At 64.7% G+C, this 17,018-nt stretch carries 7 protein-coding genes and 1 pseudogene; 6 read left to right on the top strand and 2 right to left on the bottom strand.

Going from position 1 to position 17,018, the window contains the following annotated elements:
- Positions 1 to 182 precede the first annotated feature (182 nt).
- Together KF833_15340 and KF833_15335 are read right to left on the bottom strand one after the other, a co-directional pair.
- Positions 183 to 5,399, bottom strand: coding sequence for a hypothetical protein (locus KF833_15340; GenBank protein ID MBX3746681.1), 5,217 nt, complete (start codon positions 5,397 to 5,399; stop codon positions 183 to 185).
- A gap of 800 nt (positions 5,400 to 6,199) precedes the next feature.
- Positions 6,200 to 6,373 (bottom strand): annotated as a pseudogene (locus KF833_15335) (type II secretion system protein).
- 2,062 nt (positions 6,374 to 8,435) lie between these two features.
- On the opposite strand from KF833_15335, the gene KF833_15330 reads away from it, so the two are divergent.
- The 6 genes from KF833_15330 (at position 8,436) to KF833_15305 (ending at position 17,017) form a co-directional block, all read left to right on the top strand.
- The gene (locus KF833_15330) at positions 8,436 to 9,869 is read left to right on the top strand and encodes a toll/interleukin-1 receptor domain-containing protein (GenBank protein MBX3746680.1); all 1,434 of its coding nucleotides are present in this window, start codon (positions 8,436 to 8,438) and stop codon (positions 9,867 to 9,869) included.
- A 36-nt stretch (positions 9,870 to 9,905) separates the two neighbouring features.
- Positions 9,906 to 10,916, top strand: coding sequence for a MoxR family ATPase (locus KF833_15325; GenBank protein MBX3746679.1), 1,011 nt, complete (start codon positions 9,906 to 9,908; stop codon positions 10,914 to 10,916).
- Positions 10,913 to 13,756, top strand: coding sequence for a formylglycine-generating enzyme family protein (locus KF833_15320; protein MBX3746678.1), 2,844 nt, complete (start codon positions 10,913 to 10,915; stop codon positions 13,754 to 13,756). Before KF833_15325 ends, KF833_15320 begins: the two co-directional genes overlap by 4 nt.
- Positions 13,757 to 14,120: 364 nt before the next feature.
- The gene (locus tag KF833_15315; protein ID MBX3746677.1) at positions 14,121 to 14,924 is read left to right on the top strand and encodes a formylglycine-generating enzyme family protein; all 804 of its coding nucleotides are present in this window, start codon (positions 14,121 to 14,123) and stop codon (positions 14,922 to 14,924) included.
- A gap of 279 nt (positions 14,925 to 15,203) precedes the next feature.
- Positions 15,204 to 16,433 (top strand): AAA family ATPase, encoded by a 1,230-nt coding sequence (locus tag KF833_15310; protein ID MBX3746676.1) that lies wholly within the window; start codon positions 15,204 to 15,206, stop codon positions 16,431 to 16,433.
- Positions 16,430 to 17,017 (top strand): DUF4276 family protein, encoded by a 588-nt coding sequence (locus KF833_15305; GenBank protein MBX3746675.1) that lies wholly within the window; start codon positions 16,430 to 16,432, stop codon positions 17,015 to 17,017. The genes KF833_15310 and KF833_15305 overlap by 4 nt, the downstream gene beginning before the upstream one ends.
- Position 17,018: the final 1 nt, after the last annotated feature.

The following is a 17,018-nucleotide window of genomic DNA, read 5'->3' as shown; positions in this document are numbered from 1 at the left end:
AAGGTTGGGGTTTGTCGGTGGATGGATGGGGAAACGCCAAGTCGGTCGAACCGCCCAGGCGGAGGCGCGATACGAATAACGGGCCCTCGCCGAGGAACGGCGGCACGAAGGACGCCGAATAGGAAGGTGAGTGTTCACGATAGGTTGGCGACGGTTTGCGGGTGTTCGATGAACGAATCGGACTACCGCGCGATTCGATAGAAGCGCCGTGCCGCGTCCACCGGTTCGGTGTGTGGATTGGTGGCCCCGGGTACGGTGACGAACGGACCGTCGGGAGCATCGCTGCGCTGCAACTGCCCAGGACCTTCCCAAGCCACAACCACGTTTCCCGCCTGGATCCCCACCGAGGTAATCCGGGGCGGACCGCTCCCGTTGTCTTCCGGGGGCGGGATCTGTGCGAGTCGATGGAGTTCCGCTATGCGCGCCGCGGACAGTGCGCGGTCGATGATGACGAACTCGTCGATGACCCCATCGAGACTCTCGTTGCGATTGGCCGATGAGGGATCGATCGAGGTGTTGATGCCGTCGTGACGGCGGAACGGAGCGCTGCCCAACCCGATTCGGGTGTTGGGATGCTTGTAGATCTGGCCGATGCCCCCGACGACTCCGACGAGTTCACCGTCCAGATAGAGGCGCAATTGACCGGTGAACGTGGTGGCGGAACCGTCGAGCACCGCGGCGACGTGGTACACCCGCCCGGCCTGGACGGGTACCGAGACGAACTTGGCGGTGTCGGGATTTCCACTGAGGGCGCCCCAGGGACTTGCCGGTCCCTCGCTGACGCTATTGTGCGCGGTGAAGACCAGCAGGGCCTCGGTGGGCGCGTTGGTGTCCTGGGTTCCGTAAAGGTAGATGCCGATGCGGTCGTGCCCGAAGATCGCCGGCGCGGCGACGTTGGTTCCGTCGGTGATCCGCGGGAGCGAATCGGCACGGAAGTGGAAGAGATGGGTTCGCTTGGCCCATGGGCCCAGAAGCGCGTTGATATCTCTGCCGTTGGGCAGATGCAGGTAGTTCAGGCTATCGCCGCGAAATCCGATCGCGGTATCGGTCGGCAGGTTGGAGACCAGGCTTGGAACACCGAGGGTGGGGCCGTTGGTAATGATTCCCACCAAGTTCTCCGGCACCTGGTCGAATCGGGAGACCAGAGTGAAGAAGTTTCCGCCCGAGGTCTCGTTCAACGGCCAGTAGCGCACTGGATTCTCGGCCAGAATCTCGTCCCGATAACTCACCGCCGAGACGAAACTGGCAGTGGTGGTGAGGGCATTCGGGATGAAGGCCCGGTCGCGTAATCCTTCGACCGAGACCGAATACCGCGTGCCGTGAGTCTGCGGCGAGGTTTCGAGGACGACTTCGCGCCCGTCGGCCGACAAGACGGCCTCAACGAGGTTCAGCCCGGCAATCCGGTACGTGGCAGGGTTTGCGGCGGTAAGGGGGTCCAGCGGTTCACTGAAGCGCAGCCGGACCTGGTTGAGCGAACCGGACAGGCCACGAACGCCCACCAACGCTGGAGCCACGATGTCCGGCACAACGGTCAACGAGGCGGGGGGGCCGACGACGAAGCTGAACTCGTTGCTGACCACGACCGAGTATTCGCCCGCCGAGGCGATCGTCGCCTCGAACTCCAGGGCCGACCCGTTCTCTCCTTCGAGAGGGACACCGTTTCGTGTCCACTGGAAGGTGAAGGGCGGCTGCCCGGCGGGAACGACTGAGAAGCGCGCGGTCTGGTTCTCGACGATCTGCCTGGCGCCCAGGTCGCTACCGGTCCCGATCGCCACGGGTCCCTCCGACGCAAACGAGAACGCCACAGTGGTTGGGACCACAACGTTTTCGGGTGCGAGGATGTCGGCGACGTCCTGCACTGTGAGTTCGTACCGACCTCCGGCGGCGAAGTCGAAGGGACCGTCGAGCCGGACCGTGACGAGGTCGTCCTGCAATTGGGCGGATCCGATGGCCAGGACGGTTCCCTGGTCCGTGCGCAGAGAGTAGTTCTCAACGCGATTCGCCGATTGCGGACCGACGGGCTGGTTGAAGACGACGTTGACGCGGCGCGGGTGTCCGCGCGGATCGACGGACTCGATGATCGTCGGCGGGTTCGTCGCCGCCAAACTGGCCCCGATGCCGGCCAGGTAGCGCGCTCGGATGCGCTCCTCGGAGAGCACGGTGTTGTACAGGGATAAGTCGTCGATGATGCCGTCGAGCGGGCCGAACGCTGCGCTGACGTTGAAGAAGGTCCGCGCGCTGCCGCTTCCGATCCGGACGTCGCCGTTGTGATTGTAGATTTGCCCGACGCCGTTGGTGGATCGTGCCACCAACTCGCTGTCGATATAGAGTCTCAGCTCGCCGTCGAGGCTGTCGGTCCGGCCGTCGAAGACTCCCACGACGTGGTAAGTCACGTTGGTGCGGATGGTGTGGGTGACATACACCGGATCGAACTGACGAATGCCGAAGGGGGCGCCGGGACCGTCGGGGCCGTCGTTGAAGGCATGAAACACCAACTCCGACTCGGCGGGATTGCTCTTGGCGGGATCGCGCCAGAGGTGCAGGTGAATGCTGCGTTGTCCGCCACCCTCCTCGTACAGACCTGCGGTATTGTGCGGCAACGATGTGGCGCCGGGAGGCGGGACGCTGTGGGCCCGGAACCAGAACTCGACCGTCTTCTTGGCCCAGGGTCCCCGGAAGTCGTTGATGTCCCCCCCGTTCGGAACCGCGATGTAATTCGTTTGGGCGCCGACGAGATGCACGGCGAACTCACCGGTCGCCGACGGCACCAGGCTGGGAACCCCGAGTATGGGCAGATTGATGTAGGTGCCGTTGGTGTTGGCTCGGTCTCCGGCGACCGCCTCGGTGAACGCCACCGTGCCGGAAGTCTCCTCGAACCGAAAGAAGCGCGTCGGCTGGTCGGCGAGTACCTCGTCCCGATAGGTGATGGCCGAGACGAACGACACATCAGTGTTCAACGAATTGCCGGCGACAGCCCGGTCTCGAAGACCCCGGATGACCACGGGATAGGTGATGCCCACGCGTTGCGGCGTTGTCTCGAGGACGACGGTTCGCCCATCCGCGCCCAGCGTGGCGGAGCCGACCCGAAGCAGAGGCGAGGAGTACGTCGCCGGATCCGTTGCGGTGACGGGATCGAGCGGTTCGTCGAAGGTCAGTTCGATACGGTTCACGCCGCCGGCCAGTCCGCGGATCGCGATCAATTCGGGCGGTTGCAGATCCGCCAGGACGGAGACGCTTCGGGGCTCGCTGGTGAACTCGCTGAACGCATTGCGAACGCGAACCGAGAACTGGCCGCCGGCCCCGGCGGTGGCGGGGAATCGGAGGATGCGAGAGGATTCGTTCGGGATCGCCACTCCGTTCCTGACCCATTCGTATACGAACGGTCCCGCCCCGACGGGCAGGGCCTCGAGTCGCACCTCGGAACCCTCCGGGAATTCGCCGCCGAGAATACTGTCGGAGGAGAGGCCGACATCGCCGATGTCTCCCTCGCCGTAATTGATGTTGAGGTCGTCGATCCAGTGGGTCTGGAACCACGACCGCGTGCGTGCTGCCAATCCGATCTGGGCGTTGCGTACGATCTCAAACGGGGTGGGGAACTCGTCCAGAATCGTGACACCGTCGAAGCGCAGGGTGAGGAGTCCGTTGCGGCGAAGGTCGATGTCCACGTCCACCCAGCGCCCATCGAGTCGGGTGATGGGCGGAATGCCGTTCAGGGTTAAACCGTTCGTGCCCGCGAGAACGTTTGTGAGAACCTGGTTGTTGAAGACAACGCCAAAGGCCACGGGATCGATGGAGCTGTCGGGATGAGTGTCGAAGGTGAAGGCGATCCGGTCCCCGGGCACGTCGGGTGCAAATCCCTCCTCCGGTGCGGTGAGCGTTCCCAGGGGGAGATCTCCGGCCACGTTGACGCTCATTCCGTCGCCCGGAAGATCGAGACCGCTGGTCGAATCCCCGTCCCCGAACCGGGCCTTGAACCGGATTCGGACCTGGTCCACATCGCGGCGCTCCTCCAGGAGAACGGCGCCGTTTCGATTCCGGAAGGCGTCGGTGAGTTGCAGGAAGCCGCTGCCGTCGTGACTTCCGGTCGAGATGACATCGGCGGACCCGAAGAATCGGAATCCGGACGGACGTCCCCCATCGAAGGTGTAAGTGGTCCCGATCGGCGCGGAGAAGACGAACGCCACCGTGGTGGGATCCGGCGCAATCGGATTGGGGGCAGTGGCCCGGTCGCGTACGTTTCGAACCGTGACATGGTAATCCACCCCGGCCCGGAAACCGAACGCGCCCGATAGCTCCACGACCCGGTCGCCCGAAACGGACACGGCGGACCCGACGGTCAAGGTGTCCCCCCCGACGCTCCGGACCTCGTAGTTGGCGACATCGAGCGCCGATGCGGGCTCCACGGGTTCGCTGTAGGTGATCCGCAGGAGATTCGGATTCCCCCCTGTCTCGACTCCGATGACGGAGGGGCGGGTGGTATCGGGCTTCACGGACAGCGTCGCGACGGCGGAATCAAGGGAGCCGAAGGCATTCTCGACCCGTGCGGCGATGCGCTTGCCGTGAAGGGTGGCCGGGACCCGTGGAATGGAAAGGAAGGACAGGTTCTCGTCAGGGATGACCTCGCCGTCGATGGTCCATCGAAAGACGGTCGGTTGGGCGGCCACCACATCCAACTCGAGGAGCAGTGCGCTTCCCTCCTCCAGACTTACCGAGGCGGGCAGGTTCCCGCCCTCGCGCCCCCTGACATTAAAGACAGGAGCGAGGTCGGTTTGGCCGGTGCCCAGGAAGGGATCGATCGGGTACTGGGCAAGGTGCAATGCGGGGACGATCTCCTGAACTCCGTCGGGACGTTGCCAGCCGACCTGGATGTAACTTGATCCTCCGGCCTGCTTGTGAAGCACCTCGAAGTAGTACTTCCGGCCGCGCACCAGCGAGATGGGCGCCGAAAGGCGCTGGTCCTGTCGCGGACCGCCGAACAGGGGCGCCCCGCTCTCCGTCTCGAAGGCGATGGTTCGCTTGTTCGCCTCGGTGTGGTCCGTGCTCAACAGGAGGGCCGAGTTATCGTCGCTGGCGACGTTGAACAGATATTCTCCGGTGACTGGGGCCTCGATATAGCCCCTGATATAGGAGCCGAAGTCGTTGCCGGAATTGTCCTTCCCCTGGAGCCCGGCCCTCAGGGGCGACCCCGGAAGGGCCGTGAAGTCGTCGAGCTGCTCCCGGAACGAGGGTTGGTCCGGGAACCGGGTTGAGTTTGTGAGCGAGGCCAGTCCGATGCGGAAGATTGTCGGCGAGGAACTGACGGAGAGATTGTCGTAGTAGAGACGGACCACCGAGCCCGCCGATGCAGGCCGGACGGGAGCAAGGACAACCAGGGCCAGCAGAAGCAGCCGGCGGCCCAAGTCAGAACCTGCATGGTTTGTGGATTCTTTCGAAAAAGTCATAGGTCATTGGGATGTATCATGGGGTAGGTATCGGGCGGCGGATGTCACCTTGCGCCAGCGACGCCGGGTTGGCGCAGCGGTGCGATTCGAGTCGGTGGAATCCGTCAGTTGCCGCGCAACCAGGCGGGGAAGGAGACAATGGTCTTGTAAGCCTCTGGATCCCACTCGCGGTGCCATTGCTGTGCCCACAGTTGGCGCGGGCGGATCGCCCGTGCGGAGCCGTCGAAGTACACGAATTGGACCCGGCGATCGTGGCGGGGCAGGGCGAAGTGCTGCATCTCGTATGAGGCGAAGCCCTCGATGCTGGAGTAGGTCCCCGGTTGCTCGGGCGGACTGTAGGCGATGCGGCTGGCGTAGTGCGGGCCCCCGCCGCGCCACATCGAGTCGCCCATGAGTGGGATCTCAGTGACGTTGGCCACGGGAGTAAGGGTGCCCCAATGCCATTCCCGCATGCGGCCCTGGATGTCGTCGTCGGCCTTGTACATCCACAGATTGGCACCGTAGCTGGCCGCTTCGCCCTCAGCGTGTTCGCCCAGGCCCATTTCGTAGGCGTACTGCACACCGCCGAAGGCCTCGAAGCCCTTCGCGTTCGGGATCGGGCGACGGCGGGTGGCTACCGGGCACAGCAGGAGATCCTTGCGTTCGCCGATCCGTCGCTGCAGGGCGTTGAACCATTCTCCGCGGGCCCAGGATACGGTGGAGCCCGTCGGCAGCTTGTCCTCGTGATCCTGGCCGTACAGATGCCACGTCACTCCCCACTGACGCAGGTTGGAGAGGCATGAGGCGGCGTGAGCCTTCCCCTTGGCCTTGGCCAGGGCAGGCAGCAGCATGCTGGCGAGAATCGCGATGATCGCGATCACCACCAGGAGTTCGATCAGCGTGAATCCCTTGCGTGGGGCAGGGCCCGCGACGTTGCAATAACGAGTCTTCATGGCCTGCATGGGATCAGTCGGTGTAGGCGGGCCTGGACGGATAGCCAACGGGCGCCCGCAGAGAATCGGGGTCCCGAAGGTGGAGCGAAGGGCCGGACCCGGTTCGTCCGGTGGAGGCAGGGGAAGTCGGACGTTCCGAAAAGGACTGAGAAGTCCGCCAAAACGCCGAAGCAGTGGGGGGATGCGTCGCGGCGGAATCGGAAGGGTGCCGCGGCGTCAAGGAGTCCGAATCCGGTCCGAGAGGCGAGGGGCCGAACGGGAGAGGCCCCGGGTAGTACGTAGGTTCCATAGGTTCAAGCTCATGATCGATTTCATGGAGGGAACTTCTGGAGGACCAGTCGGTGCACCGTCCGGGGTCGCAACGCTCATCGGAGCCGATGTCGCGGAAGAGAGGTTGGAGAAATCAGGCTACATTGTCTATAGAAAAAATATGCAATGTTGGCCGAGGGGACCATCGACATCGGCCGGGGGGAACGAAGGGCGCCTGCCGGGGTGAGGATGAAATGGGATGGGAACCTGGGGTCGAACCCGCGGAGCGGGGTTCGACCCCGGGCGAATGTCTGTCATCCCTCCGGGATGGCGGCAAAAGGCGGATTCCTGAGGGTGGGATTCGGACTTGTGCTCGTACTCGATGGGGAGCAGGAAGGGCGCAGCCCCAACGACGCTCGGGAGTCGAATTGTCAATGTACGGATTTGACCCCGGTGCGCCGCTGGTACTCGTAATCGTAATCGTACTCGCCCTGCCCTGTTCGCGTGCGGAATCGGAGGTGCGAGCAGGATCGAACCCATCGGACCCGCCAGGAGGCGACGCTGAGACGGTGTGCCTGCGAGTCGAGGACGAGAACGAGTACGAGTACCGCCCTTCGGGCTGAGTACGAGTCCCGGGGAAGGGGAAAGGGATTGGAGCATTGGGATGAGGACTCGCGGAGCTCGTCCCTCCGAAGGGTGAAGCGGAAGAGGTGGGATCGGAGGGACCGTTGGGTGTCCACGCTTCAGCGTGAGCCTCCCAAATCCGCCCCGACACGCTAAAGCGTGCACACCCAACAGAGTTCGACCCAGCCTCTACCCCCCCCACCACGTCCCCGCCCTCCCAGCGCATCTCAGACTCTTGCAGCGGGCCTCGTACTCGTCCTCGTAATCGTCCTCGTCCTCGTAATCGTAATCGTAATCGTAATTGCCCTGCCCTGTTCGCATGCGGAATGGGAGGTTCGAACAGGATCGAACCCATCGGGCCAGCCATGAGGCGACGCTGAAACGGTGTGCCTGCGAGTCGAGGACGAGGACGATTACGAGTACCGCCCTTCGGGCTGAGTACGAGGACGTGGGAGGGGGAAAGAGAGTGGAGCAATGGAATGAGGACTCGCGGAGCTCGTCCCTCCGAAGGGTGAAGCGGAAGAGGTGGGATCGGAGGGGCCGTTGGGTGTCCACGCTTCAGCGTGAGCCTCCCACATCCGCCCCGACACGCTACAGCGTGCACACCCAACAGAGTCCGTCCCAGCCTTTGCCCCCTCCACGTCCCTGCCCTGCCAGCGCACCTCAGCCTTTTTGCAGCAGAACCTCGTACTCGTACTCGTACTCGTGCTCGTGCTCGTGCTCGTGCTCGTGCTCGTGCTCGTGCTCGTGCTCGTGCTCGTACTCGTAATCGCCCTGCCCTGTTCGCATGCGGCATGGGAGGTGCGAACAGGATCGAACCCATCGGGCCAGCCATGAGGCGACGCTGAAACGGTGTGCCTGCGAGTCGAGGACGAGAACGAGTACGAGTACCGCCCTTCGGGCTGAGTACGAGGACGGGAGAGGGGGAAATGGAGTGGTGCATTGGAATGAGGACTCGCGGAGCTCGTCCCTCCGAAGGGTGAAGCAGGGTGGTGAGATCGGAGGGCCGAGTTCCACGAGGCCGCAAGGGTGTGGTGCATTGGGTTGAGGACTCGCGGAGCTCGTCCCTCCGATGCGCTGCCTGCTCCCCCACAACTCCGGGATGCATCGTGCAAGGAGTTGGCCCCATTGCCGCCCTTGCGGCGGCGGGGCAAAACGGGTAGGCAACGCGGGCATCGCCCAGAACGCCATGTCGCCCGACGGCCAACCCAAAGTCGCGGTCTCGTACTCCTGGAAGGAGGAGAGGGATGGGACTTGTCGCGGAGCCGTGGATGCGTTTTGCACGCACCTCGGGTCGCGAGGTGTCGAGGTGATTCGCGACACGGATCGGGTTCGGCACGGGGACTCGTTGACCGGGTTCATGCGAACGATCGGCGCATCGGACTTCCTGTGCGTCTTCCTCAGCGAGGCCTACCTGCGGTCGCCCAACTGCATGTATGAACTCCTGATCGCCTGGAAGCGAAGTGGAGAGGACACCGAGAGCTTCCGCCGACAGGTCAAGGCTTGGGTGATGCCGGACGCGACGGGAATACGGGACATCGTCTCGCGTGCAATGTATCTCGACCATTGGCGAGCCGAGAGGGAACGGGTGAAGCCGGTCATCGAGAGGAATGCCACCGACGGGCTGGCTCCCGGAACGCTGGCGGAGTTCTTCAGGATCAAGGAGATCGCCGACAACGTGGACGCGATACTGCAGTTCATTGCCGACCAGCTCTCGCCGGGTTCGGCGGAGGCGTACCGTCAGTGGGTCGATGAGAGTTTCCCGGACGCAACGCAACTGGCCGAGATCTACGCCCAGACGGTCAGCGAGATGGAGGCGCTTCTGGCGAGGCGTCAGGTCCTGCGGGAGTTCCTGGAGCGAACGACGACCGGACTCGTCCGGTGGGAGGGGGCAAGGTGGCGTCTCTCGCAAGACGTCGCCTCACGACGCTTCGATGTATGTCCTCATCTCGGTGCCATCGTCGGCGGATTGCCGGACTTCCACGGAGACCGGCTGGATTGGGGCGCGCTGGGTGAATGGGCGGGTGGACTGGTGGTTCTGGCCGTCGATCGGGAGTGGGTTCTCCGCAGCCGCCAAGCGGCCCGGTGCCAGAGTGCGGAGTATCCGGCGGATGACGAATCGATCGGAGTGGGCGGAGGACGCACGGCCAATCTCCTTCACGTCGCCGGCTGCGCGTTGGCGGGCGGCATGGCCCGGCTCGAGAAGGTGTTTGGAAGGCCGCCACTCGACGAGTTTCGCATGCCTGGCGTTTCCAAGGTGATGAAGGGGATACTGCCCGGCGATCTGGCCCGGGAGATCAAGCTGCACTTCATCCGGTACATCCTGAAGGACGAGCCTGTCGATGCCGGGGACGCCCGGCGGATCGAGATTCAGTTTAATCGGGCCAAGGCGGTGATTTCCGCAGCCTACCGGGATGATCGGACCCCTTACGTGGCCAGCGGAGACGGCTACCGCGAACTGACCGAACTGATACGTCGCGAACTGAAGGTCGAGGACCTCCTGCTCATTCATCCCAGCGGGGATGACCCGCAGGGCCTGCTGACGGATTACGTACGGGCGCTGCGATTCCTGTGGAAGATCTATGAGGAGGTCGAGGCCCGGAAGAGTTCCCGGGCGACCTAGCAAACGCTCACCCAACCGAGTCCGAATCCAGTCCCCATGCCCCTCGACTTCTCCCCAGACCTGTCAACGCCGATCGAGATTCCCCAGCAGGATTCCTGGCCGCCAACCCGGCATCGGTTCGATCCTCAGACCGTTTGGGCGGTGCAGGCGGCGATCGCGGCGCAACGCCCGTTGCTGCTTGGAGGCGAATCGGGGATTGGGAAGAGCCAGGTGGCGCGGGCCGTGGCCCAGGCCGTTCGAGTGCCCTTCCTGTATCACGTCGTGGACGAACGCACCGAACGCGACGACCTGATGTACTCGTACGATGCGGTTGCGAGGCTGGCGGAGGCCCAGGTGAGTGCGGTGACGGCCGGCAGGGACGCCGATGGCTGGCGGGCAAGACTGGCCGAGCCGAACTTCATCCGGCCGGGCATCCTGTGGTGGGCATTCGCATGGGCGGATGCGCAAAGGCAGGCAGAGACCTTTTCGAGACATTGCCGAACCTGCGAGGTGCCTGCGAAGCCCGACGATTGGTCCCCCGATGCGGCCCGACCGTGCGGGCCGGTGGTGCTGGTGGACGAGATCGACAAGGCCGATCCCTCGGTTCCGAACGGACTTCTTGAGGCCCTGGGGGGGCGAGGATTTCGAACGGCCCAGCTTGATAAGCCCGTTGCCTTGAAGCCGGGTGCGCCGGCTCCGTTGGTCATCATCACGACCAATCGCGAGCGTGAACTGCCACCTGCGTTCATGAGGCGATGCCTCGTCCTGAAGATGCCATTTCCGGCGGGACGCGAGGAGGCGGAGCACTTCCTGATCGAGGAGCGGGCGCGGGTCTTCTGGGGACCCGAACAGATCAACGACGCCGTCTGTCGCATCGTGGTGGATCAGTTGTTGGCCGAGCGGACGAGTGCCGCGAGGGATTCGCTGATCGTCCCGGGCGCGGCGGAGTTCCTCGATCTGATCCGGGCCCTGGTGGAGATGTACCCTGGCGATGCGGAGCGGCAGCGCGGGGCGCTGAAGGAGATCGCCCCATTTGCCTTGAAGAAGGACTTGTCCGACGGGGTATGAAGACCTTCCCGGCTCTCGGTCGAGCGGATCTGCTTCGTTTGCGAGGCAAGACGGGTGACTTCGAGGCGATGGCGCGCTTGCTCGGGTACGAGCGTCTTGCCGAGGCCGGGAGTCATGTCGGGTCCGGGAGAAAGCCCGACGACGGAGTCGAGGCAAGCGGAAGCCAGGGCGGGTCGTTGCCGGTTCCACCTTCCATCCCTGCCGAACGCGGGCGGTTGCGATTCCTCGTCGCCGTCAAGGCCGAGACCACGCCTTCCCAGAAGCGTGCCCGCCCGCGGGGGAACCCGATTTCGGATGCAGCTCTGGAGGTGAACTGGGCGGTACCGGATCCGGCGATTCGGCCTCTGAATCCTTGGGCGCGGCTGGCGCCATTCCTGAAGCGACGGCTGGGTGCGGTGACGGCCAGCACGCGCATCGACCTGCGCCGGTTGACGAGGCACATCGGCGAGGGGCTGCCGGTCACGGCCCTGCCTCGTCGGTCGCGGCTGGCATGGGCACCCCAGGCCGCGATCTGGTGGGATGCCACTTCGGAGATGGACCCGTTCCGGTGCGACATCGAGTGGGCGATCCAGCGATTGAAGCGGGAGCGCGGTGCCGGCGGGTTGGGCGTTCGCGTCTTTCGTTCGGTTCCCGCACCGGCCCAGGTGGCGGGGATTCCACCGGGAACGCCCATTGTGCTTCTCTCCGCGCTGGGACAGTTCATTCGGTCCGGGGAAACGATGGCCGCCTGGCGGGCGTTGGCCGGCTATCTGGCGTCTCGTGGCCACCCGATACAAGTGCTGACGCCATGTCCGAGGGGGCGCTGGAAGAAGGAGGTCGCGAGGGCCTGGCCCGGTGCGGTCTGGGATCGGCGACATCGCCTTCCCCGGCATGGCGGTCTGCGGCAGCCGGCGGCGGTTTCGATTGAGGATGACAGTTCCACCGCGGACGGACTCCTGGATCTGCTGGCACCGTCCAGCCGGATCGAGGCTCCGCTGCTTCGCGCGGCCCGACTGCGGCTGGGGGCTGGTGCGGATGCCGGCACCGAGTGGGACGCCTGGCACCACGCGGACTGCTGGCGGGGGCCGGATTGCTTCGGGCTTTCCCCGGGTGAGTCGTATGACAGCCGGCTTCAACGTCGCTCAACCTCGGGCAGGAAGGACCCGGCGCTCTTCAAGGACGTTGGGAGGCTCATTCGCGAGCATCACCGGTCCGTGAGCCTGGCTATTGCAGTCGAGGCGGAATTGCGCGCCTGCCTGAGCGGGTCGCCGGATGACACCGCGATGGAAAGGGCGAAGGGGATTCTCCGGTCCGTGGTGGATCGGCTCTGGTTGCTGGCGACATCGACCGCCGATCGGGCGCCTTCGGAGGGCGCGATTCCGAGGTGGTTCATCGACATGGTCGGACGGTTGTCGCCGACGATGCGGGGAGATCCCGCGGCCAGGGAACTGGTGGCCCAGGGACTCGCCCTCGCGCATGCCGCCTTGAAGAGCGTGCATGTGCGCGTCCCGGAAGGTGTCGATGAGGAGACCTTTCGGCAGATCACGGACGAGGCGGCGAGCCGCTATCCCGAGCCTGTCGAGTACCGGATCGAATTGGCCGGGCAGGCCCGCTTCGCGTCGTTGCGGCTCATCCCGGCGGTGTCGGGCAGCGCGGGAGGCCAAGCGGTTCCGCTGGGGGGATTTCGGGCCGCGAGTCCCCGGATCCATGTTGGGTTCCCGTCGCCCGCGGGAGGACACCACAGCTACCGCATCACGGAGCCGGGCGAGGTGATTGAGCTTCCGAAGATCGAGAGACCGACCGCCATGACGCTTGTCTCGGATATCCATCGCGTCCGCTTCGAGGCCCTCGAACGCCCGCCATGGGCGGAGCGGATGACGTACGACCGGTTTGGCCTCGCCGCGGAGTTCGAGGTGGGGGGGGTGAGGTTTGGGCTGCGATGGATTCCGCCGGGGACGTTTCTCATGGGATCGCCCGAGGACGAGCCGGGCCGCGCCGACTGGGAGGGTCCGCAGCATGAGGTGACGCTGTCGCGGGGGTTCTGGCTGGGCGAGACGCCGGTGACGCAGGCGCAGTGGCGGGCGGTGGTCGAGGCGGCGGGTCGCGAGGCCGGGGGGGTGAATCCTTCGCCCAGCTACTTCCAGGGGCCGGTCGACCTTCCGGTCGAGCAGGTGAGCCACACCGACTGCGAGGCGTTTTGCCGGCTGCTGGATGGGGTGCTGCCCATGGGGCCGGGGTTCGGATTGCCCACTGAGGCGCAATGGGAGTACGCATGCCGGGCGGGGACGACCACAGCCCTGTACACGGGGGGTATCACCATCGAGGGCGAGAACAATGCGCCGGAACTGGATCCTATTGCGTGGTATGGAGGGAACAGTGGGCTCGATGTCGAGGTGAGAAATCCCCACGACAGCCGGGACTGGCCGAACAAGCGGCACCCGCACGAGGGGGCCGGCACCCATCGGGTCCGGCTGAAGGACCCGAATCCGTGGGGGCTGTACGACATGCTGGGCAATGTCTGGGAATGGTGTCGGGATGGGTGGCGTGACCGGTATGAGACCGAGTCGGGGGTGAATCCGGTCCTCGAAACCAAGGCCGGCGCCAGCCGGGTGGTCCGCGGCGGCTCGTGGGGCCCCCACGCGCGCGTCTGCCGTGCCGCCTACCGGTACCGCTGGGACCCTGGCGACCGGGGCAACGGCCGGGGCTTTCGCTTGGCCGCAGGTCAGGAGCTCGGGGCGGCGGAGCCGCGAGGGAGCGGAGCGCCCGGATCGGGGGCCGGAGAGGCGGAGCCGGGGCTGAGGGACGAAGCCCGGAGGCCCCGCCCGCCGCGGAGCGGCGGCAAGATATTCGAGGCGACATGAGAATGCGGTTCTTCCATCCCTTGGAGCGAACGACGGCGAAACCCGGAGGGTTTCCAGAGATTAGCCGGGGGTTGAGCCCGCGTCCGCGGGGGATACCCCCGGAGCGGGTAGCGCAACGGACGAGCCGACCCCGGACGGGGTCGCAGGGGGTGTGGAGGCGATGGGAGGTTCCATGGGGCGGTGTCGGTGTCACCCCGGCCGGGGTGAGGACGAAATGGGATGGGAACCGGGGGTCGAACCCGCGGGGCCGGGTTCGACCCCCGGCTAATGTCTGTCATCCCTCCGGGATGGCGGAGGAGGGGCGCATGGGGTGGAGGAGGCGAGGGTTGGCGGCGCTGGTTCTCCCGTGAGCAAACCCGACGTCATCGAGGCACCGTTGATCCCCTTCTTTCCGCCCGTGTGGGCGGAGGTGTTCGGGGAGGATCGGCATGGGGTGTTTGCGGCGTTCACCTTGAAGGGCGTGGAGTTCGTGTGGCGCTGGATTCCGAGAGGGCGGTTTCGCATGGGATCGCCGGAGGACGAGACGGGGCGCTGGGACGATGAGGGGCCACAGCACGAGGTCACCCTGACCCAGGGATTCTGGATGGGGGAGACGCCGGTGACCCAGGCACAGTGGATGGCGCTGATGGGAGAGAATCCCAGCCAGTTCCAGGGCGAACGGCGTCCCGTGGAGCGGGTGACGTGGCGCGAGGGGGTCGCGTTCGCCGCACAATTGTCGGAAGCGGTTCCCGGCCTGTCTGCCACCCTGCCGACGGAGGCGCAGTGGGAGTATGCGTGCCGGGCCGGGACGACGGGAGCGTTTCATGACGGCTCGGCCTGCACGGTGCCGGGAGGGAAGGACCCGGCCCTGGAGCGGCTGGGGTGGTATGGCGAAAACAGCGGAGGGCAAACCCACGACGTGAAGGAGAAGCGTCCCAATGCATGGGGGCTTTACGACATGCACGGGAACGTCTGGGAGTGGTGCCGGGATGGGTGGTCCTCGTACGGTGCGGAGGAGGTGGTGGATCCTGAGCATGACCCCGCAGAGGATGGCGCCAACCGGGTGGTCCGCGGCGGCTCGTGGATCGACCGCGCGCGCGACTGCCGTGCCGCCTTCCGGTCCCTCAGGGACCCTGGCTTCCGGGACTACTTCCGGGGCTTTCGCTTGGCCGCAGGTCAGGAGCTTTAGGCGGCGGAGCCGGGAGGGAGCGGAGCGACCGGATTGGGGGGCCGGAGAGGCGGAGCCGGGGCTGAGGGACGAAGCCCGGAGGCCCCGCCCGCCGCGGAGCGGCGGGCGGGATTTTGAGGTTCGATGAGGGGGCGGGACATCCATTGCGCGGAAGGACCGACGGTGAAATCGGGAGGGGTTCCAGAAATTGGCCGGGGTTCGACCCGCGACCAATGACTGTCATCCCTCCGGTATGGCGTTTACAACGACTGGCTCCTCCGCGACCATCGCACGGTCGTTATGATCACCCGTCTTCAGGTCGAGAACTTCAAGAGTTTCGGTTCTGAGATGAATCCGCTATCTCTGCGACCCCTGAATTTCGTTGTAGGTGCCAATGCTTCTGGCAAGACGAATCTTCTCTCAGCACTCCGTTTCCTGAAGATCGCATTGCTGCAGAACGTGGAGATTGCGGTGGGCGAGTTTGAAGGGCCGGGCGAGGTTCGCAACAAGATCCAGCGTGAACGCAAGGAGGCGAAGCCAGTCCGGCTGCTTCTCAGGATCGATGGTGCGAAGCTGGGAACATTCCGGCGTGTGAAGGCGGCCCCCCTGAATGTCAGGTCGTTCGATTACCTTGTGGAGATCGATGTCCGGTCGAATGATGAAGAGCCACTCGTGCTGCGAGAGAATCTTGGGGTGGTCATGGTTGAAGCCACGGAAGGGAGTGAAACCGAGTTGCGATACAGGATGGAGCGCACCCGGAGTGAGGTCATCCTCCACGACGGCATTTTTCGCAAGACTCCAACCGAGTCGATTCCCATCGAGGCCCGGGACAGCTCGCGGCTGGCGGCTGGCGCGGCGTTTTTGAGCCCACCGCTGGTTTTGTTCCGCGACTACATCGAAGGGTGGTCCTTTTACAACATCAGCCCCTCGATTGCCCGGCAGCCGTGCAAGGAAGTGCCCGAGCTGGCGCTTGGCGAATCGGGGGAGTTCCTTGCCGCCATTTTGCACAAATTGGAGAAGCAACACGGGGATGAGGGTTCGCTGGATCAGATTCTGAACGGTCTTCGCGGTGCCGTGCCGGGATTCAAGAGCGTACGGACAAAGCCGCTCGAAGTTGAGGGCAAGTGGACTTTTCAAGTGGTTGAGGACCGCATCCGTGGTGCCATTAATCCCCGGTCCGTTTCCGATGGCACCATCCGCCTGCTGGCCTTGATGGTCATCGCGCACTGGTCGGCCCGCCGATCGACGCTGCTTGCCATCGAGGAACCGGAGAATGGCCTGCACCCGCACCTGTCCGGGCACATTGTGGAACTGCTTCGTACGGCCTCGGAAACCCGTCAGGTGCTCGTCACAACTCACAATCCGGATTTCCTCGACGAACTGGAGCCGGAGGAAGTGCTTTTATGTGACAAGGCTGAAGGATTCACGGTGGTCCGCCACGCCTCGGAGGTGGCGGAGATCAAGTCCTTTCGCAAACACTTCCGTCTGGGTGAACTATGGGAGCAGGGGACCCTGGGAGGGATACCATGACCATCGGCATCGGGGTCGAGGGACCTTCGGACTATCAGTTCTGGAACAAGGTTTTCCACAAGCATTTTCGCGGTTGCAGGTTTGACGTGAGAAACATGAAGAACCGCGACAAACTCATCCGCGAAACGCCAAAACTGCTGGAGACTTTCCGCGACTGCCGCTACACGGCTGGATTCGTCCTTGTGGATCTCGACGACGACCCCTGCCTGGGAAGTGTCTTTGAACTGTTTGATGCGGCAGTCCGGAGTGTCGTGCTTCTTCCAGACAAGGGCGCCCGCTTCCTTCAGGTGTGCATTGCGGTCAAGGAACTGGAATCATGGTACCTGGCTGATGCGGCCGCGATCAACGCCGTGATTCCGGGATGCGCATGGAGTGCACCCTCGGATACTGGAAGGGTTGCCAAGGGCAAGGTGCGCTCGCTCCTGCGGAACCGCCTTGGCAAGCAGGCCAGCTTTAATGAGATCGACTTCGCAAAGTCCATGGCAACCAAGTTTGACCCTGGGCGGGCGCGGCCCCACTCCGCGTCGTTCCGCCATTTCTGGGACAGAGTCGAGTCGAGAGTGCGGCGTCGCGGGGATCCATGAG

It is taken from the genome of Verrucomicrobiia bacterium (assembly GCA_019634625.1).
Lineage (GTDB): Bacteria > Verrucomicrobiota > Verrucomicrobiia > Limisphaerales > CAIMTB01 > CAIMTB01.
This window is presented reverse-complemented; position numbering and strand designations above follow the sequence as displayed.

Excerpts from the sequence above, each read along its gene's own strand:
- KF833_15330 (MBX3746680.1), top strand. The coding sequence starts at position 8,436 with ATGTCGCCCGACGGCCAACCCAAAGTCGCGGTCTCGTACTCCTGGAAG.
- KF833_15325 (MBX3746679.1), top strand. The coding sequence starts at position 9,906 with ATGCCCCTCGACTTCTCCCCAGACCTGTCAACGCCGATCGAGATTCCC.
- KF833_15320 (MBX3746678.1), top strand. The coding sequence starts at position 10,913 with ATGAAGACCTTCCCGGCTCTCGGTCGAGCGGATCTGCTTCGTTTGCGA.
- KF833_15310 (MBX3746676.1), top strand. The coding sequence starts at position 15,204 with ATGATCACCCGTCTTCAGGTCGAGAACTTCAAGAGTTTCGGTTCTGAG.
- KF833_15305 (MBX3746675.1), top strand. The coding sequence starts at position 16,430 with ATGACCATCGGCATCGGGGTCGAGGGACCTTCGGACTATCAGTTCTGG.